Here is a 4998-nt window from a genome sequence, read left to right on the forward strand (position 1 = left end):
AAACCATGCTGCTGTGCTAACACCATCAATACACTGAAAACATACTCAGCCACTCCCACCTTATTACACCCCGGTGCGGCAGTAAAAAAGATGCCTCTTTCAGCCAAAAGCGCTTGATCAACGTGGTCCATACCTGCCGTCGCCGTACCAACGAACTTTAATTTATTGGCTTTCGCTAATAGTGCTTGATTTACTTTCGTAACAGAACGAATCATCAAGGCGTCAACGTCGATAAGATCATCAGCTGTTAAGCTTCTACCGGGTTTCAACACCACCTCACCAAGCTGGCTAAATAACGATTCAGCATAAGGCATGTTTTCATCAATAAGGATTTTCATAGCGGAGTTCACAATTTTCGAAATTGAAGGAATTGTGCAGAAAAGCGCACAGACTGTCGAGAAGAAATCCCGCTTTCCATAAAAATGCCCGGCTCCTCACGGAAACCGGGCAAAAACCCAGAACAAAAGGATCCCGTCCCGCTCTCCATGGGACAGAGTCTGCGTCTGTTCGATCAGCTAAGCTGACCCGCTCTGGAAACCTTTTTATTAGAGGTGTGTAGGCTCATTAGCCTTGATACTTTTTGATCACTAGCGTCGCGTTCGTACCGCCAAAACCAAAGCTGTTAGACATCACAGTGGTTAGCTCTTGCTCGCGCATTTCGGTCACAATATCAAGGCCATCAGCCGCTGGATCTAAATTGTCAATGTTGATGCTTGGCGCGATAAAGCCGTGGTGAAGCATCAAGGTAGAGTAGATGGCTTCATGCACACCTGCCGCACCCAATGCGTGGCCAGTCATTGCTTTTGTTGCCGAGATAGCTGGGCTGTTGCCAGCGAACACTTCTTGAATGGCACCCAACTCTTTTACATCACCGACAGGTGTGGAAGTACCATGTGTATTGACATAATCCACACTATCTACCGCTTGCATTGCCATCTTCATGCAACGCACAGCGCCTTCACCTGATGGAGCCACCATGTCGTAGCCATCGGATGTCGCACCGTAACCGACGATTTCACCGTAAATTTTTGCGCCGCGAGCCAGTGCATGCTCAAGCTCTTCAACCACAACCATGCCGCCGCCGCCTGAAATCACGAAACCATCGCGGTCAGCATCGTAAGTACGTGACGCTTTTTCTGGTGTTTCGTTGTACTTAGTTGACAGCGCACCCATTGCATCAAACATCATAGTTAAAGACCAATCGAGCTCTTCACCACCACCTGCAAACACAACATCTTGCTTACCCAATTGGATAAGTTCCATTGCGTGACCAATACAGTGAGCCGACGTCGCACAAGCGGAGCTCATGGTGTAGTTGACGCCACGGATTTTAAATGGCGTAGCAAGACAGGCTGAAACAGTCGAAGACATAGTACGTGGAACCATGTAAGGACCAACGCGCTTCACGCCTTTTGTGCGCAATGTGTCGACAGCAATAACTTGGTTATACGACGACGCACCGCCAGAACCAGCCACAATACCAGTGCGGTCATTAGAGACCTGCTCTGGTGCTAAACCTGAATCGGCAATCGCTTGTTCCATTGATAGGTATGCAAACGCGGCCGCATCACCCATAAAACGCATCTGTTTGCGATCAATATGGTCAGCAGGGTTCATTTTCAGGCTACCCCACACTTGAGAGCGTAAACCGTTCTCTTTGAACTGCTCAGAAGCGGTAATACCTGATTTGCCTGCTTTTAGAGACGCTAAAACTTCTTCGACGTTGTTACCGATACTTGAAACAATACCCATACCGGTGATTACGACTCGTTTCATGTGACATTCCTATAATTCAAAATTCGCTTAGATAATAACTAAGAAGAATAACAAAAGTGGTCAGCTTTCCCAGAAATTCGTACAATCTCGAGCTATATATCGCCCGATTTCACAGAATTACACCATTATGACCAGCATAACCAACGCAACACTGGGTTGGAATGAAGCGGGCACACCCGTTTCCGACCAATTCGATGACGTTTACTTTTCCAACGTTAACGGCCTAGAAGAGACGCGTTACGTGTTTCTTTCCCAAAATCATATACCACAAAGATGGCACCAACATGACCAAAAACGATTCGTCATTGCCGAAACGGGGTTTGGCACTGGGTTAAATTTTCTCGCTGTATGGCAAGAATTTGATGCGTTTAGGCAACAAAACCCAAATGCGCCATTGCAAGCGCTGCATTTTATCAGTTTTGAAAAATATCCGCTCAATAAACACGACTTGATAACAGCGCACCAAGCGTGGCCTGAATTAGCGACTTATGCGAAAAAGCTTCAACAACACTACCCGATTGCAGTACCAGAATGTCATCGCATTGTTCTTGATGATGGCGCCATTACCCTTGATCTTTGGTTCGGTGACATCAAAGAGTGTATGCCGCAAGTTCCCACGACTGAGCAAGGCGTGGTAGACGCATGGTTTTTAGATGGTTTTGCTCCCAGTAAAAACCCTGAAATGTGGAATCAAACACTGTTTGAGAATATGGCCAAACTGGCGAAACACAAAGCCACGTGCGCCACTTTTACCGCCGCAGGTTTTGTACGACGCGGATTGATAGAAGCAGGCTTTTCGATGAAAAAAGTGAAAGGCTTTGGCACCAAAAGAGAGATGATTGCTGGTCAACTGGAACACAAAACGCCGTACAGCAATATAAAACCTTGGTTTGCGATTGCGCCGACGACCAATGTTACCGACGTGGCGATCATCGGCGGCGGCATTGCTAGTGCCACATTAGCTAAAATGCTCAATCGCCGCGGTATCAATGTCAGCCTGTATTGCGCTGATGATAAAGCCGCTCAAGGTGCTTCAGGTAACCGACAAGGTGCGGTTTACCCACTGCTGAATAAAAACCACAGTGGTGTATCGCGTGTTTTTGCGCCCGCTTTTCTGTTTGCTCGGCAATTTGTTGAGCAAATGGCGCAAACCGTCCCTTTTGATCATGATTGGTGTGGTGTGACCCAATTGATGTGGGATGAAAAATCGACCCAAAAACAGATGGCGATGCTTGAAGGGAAATTTAACCCTCAGCTAATGCACTACTGCGATCAACAAGCAACGTTACAAAACGTCGGCTTACCGACTGACATGGTCAGCTTACATTACCCACTCGGAGGATGGCTTTGCCCTGCTCAACTGACACAAGGCCTGTTTGACCAATTAAGCCAAAGTGAGCGATTCAACGCCTATTTCAATCACGAGGTGGAGTCTTTGCGCTGGGATGAAATACAGCGGCAGTGGACATTAAGTATTAATGGTAACGAAAAGCACCATCAGTGTGTGGTCATTGCAAACGGTCATCAATTTGACCACTTCGAGCAAACACAAGCGTTGCCACTTGGCAAAGTGAAAGGACAAGTAAGCCATATTCCAACCTCAGAAACATTGCAAAAGCTGAGCAGCGTTTTGTGTTACGACGGCTATATGACACCGCACAACCTCAACACTCAACAGCACTGCATTGGCGCAAGCTATGACCGAAGTCAAATCAACCAAGCATTCGATGCGGCGGCGCAGCAAGAGAATGGACAACGCTTAACCCGTTGTATTAACGACCAAAACTGGACACAGCAAGTCGATACATCTAGCAATCAATCTCGCCAAGGCGTTCGCTGTGTCAGCCGCGATCATTTGCCGTTTGTCGGGAATGTGGGCAACTTTGAACAGATCAAACTCGACTACCAGCCGTTAACGTCCCAAGATCCGCAACAGACTCCATCTGTGGCTCACTATCCTCATTTGTACTGCATGCTCGGGCTAGGATCGCGAGGGCTAAGTTCTGCGCCATTAATGGCTGAGTTGCTGGCTTCACAAATGAATGGCGATCCGCTACCACTTGCTGTTGATGTACTCGAAACGCTTCATCCAAGTCGAATGTGGGTGAGAAAACTCAAAAAAGGCAAAGCCATCACTGAACGTACTCCTCGATAAAACCCATCATAGAAAAAAGCCTTGCTTATCCAGCAAGGCTTTTTTAATGCTCACTTTTTCACGCGAAAAGGCGTGAAACTTAACGTGAGACGAACTTGAAATGATACGAGAAAACTATACGAGCTTCGCAACGGCTTCTTTTAACTGCGCCGCCACTTCTGGGTTAGTTACTTGACCTGTAGCTAAGTCAAAATTGTCATAAAAACTCGCTACCGAGATTGACGCTTTCACATTGCCACCAAAATAAGGGGCAGAATTATTTGCCGCCGCCAAAACCGATTGCGCGCCACCGGGGCCAGGGGAGCTGGCTAGGTAAACAGCAGGTTTGCCTTTGAATAGTTCACGGTCAATGCGTGTTGCCCAGTCAAATAAATTTTTGTACGCCGCTGGGTAGTGACCATTATGCTCAGCAAAAGAGATAACAAACGCATCCGCTTGAGCAAGGTCACGCAGAAAAGCTTGAGCACCTTCGGCTTGACCAAGCTCTTTTTCAAGATCTTCACTAAACATAGGAACGGTATAGTTGTTAATATCAAGCACCACCACGTCTGCACCTTCAATGAGGTGAGCGGTGTAAGTGGCCAATGCTTTATTGATTGAAGTTGAGCTGTTTGATGCTCCAAATGCGATGACTTTCATGGTGTTGCCCTTGTGTGTTCGAATATGGCTTAAGCATAGCGATCGCACAAATTAACAACAACCATAAAAATTTTACGGACTCATTCAAAGAATTCGAATGAGTTAAGTGTGCCACCTTAAGCTTGGTTGTGAAGCTCGGTCCATAAATCGAACACAATTACGCGGTCGGCAGGCGTAAGCTCTGTGCGCGCTTGCTCTAGGCTTTGCTCAATTCGTGCTTTAAACAGAGATAGATCGTCAATTCCTTCATCTTCACACGCGGCTGCAGACAAAGAAATATGACCTCGCAAATAACCACCCGCAAACAATTCATCGTCCGATGCCGTCGCAATACGTGCATCAATCATTTCCAGCAGTTTTTCTTCAAATCCAATAATCATACAACTCTCATTTTCTCTTATTATTTAGCTAGTTACCTGATAATAAAG

Annotated in this window: 4 protein-coding genes and 1 pseudogene; 1 reads left to right on the forward strand and 4 read right to left on the reverse strand. The window is 46.6% G+C overall.

Annotated features, from left to right (window positions below; genetic code table 11):
* Nucleotides 1–338, reverse strand: a pseudogene (locus B9J84_RS13310) (4-phosphoerythronate dehydrogenase); the annotation flags it as partial.
* Nucleotides 339–564: 226 nt separating this feature from the next.
* On the reverse strand, nt 565–1776 hold the full coding sequence (gene fabB, locus B9J84_RS13315) for a beta-ketoacyl-ACP synthase I (protein ID WP_013856332.1): 1212 nt from the start codon (nt 1774–1776) through the stop codon (nt 565–567).
* A 127-nt stretch (nt 1777–1903) separates the two neighbouring features.
* Between fabB and mnmC the strand changes: the two genes are divergently transcribed.
* Complete coding sequence (gene mnmC / locus B9J84_RS13320) at nt 1904–3931, forward strand: bifunctional tRNA (5-methylaminomethyl-2-thiouridine)(34)-methyltransferase MnmD/FAD-dependent 5-carboxymethylaminomethyl-2-thiouridine(34) oxidoreductase MnmC (RefSeq protein WP_094124336.1); 2028 nt, start codon at nt 1904–1906, stop codon at nt 3929–3931.
* A gap of 114 nt (nt 3932–4045) precedes the next feature.
* On the opposite strand, the gene B9J84_RS13325 is transcribed toward mnmC, so the two are convergent.
* On the reverse strand, nt 4046–4570 hold the full coding sequence (locus tag B9J84_RS13325) for an NADPH-dependent FMN reductase (protein WP_094124337.1): 525 nt from the start codon (nt 4568–4570) through the stop codon (nt 4046–4048).
* 116 nt (nt 4571–4686) lie between these two features.
* Nucleotides 4687–4950, reverse strand: a complete 264-nt coding sequence (locus tag B9J84_RS13330) for a YfcL family protein (RefSeq protein ID WP_013856329.1) — start codon at nt 4948–4950, stop codon at nt 4687–4689.
* Nucleotides 4951–4998: the final 48 nt, after the last annotated feature.

Source organism: Vibrio sp. V03_P4A6T147, assembly GCF_002241085.1.
Lineage (GTDB): Bacteria > Pseudomonadota > Gammaproteobacteria > Enterobacterales > Vibrionaceae > Vibrio > Vibrio anguillarum.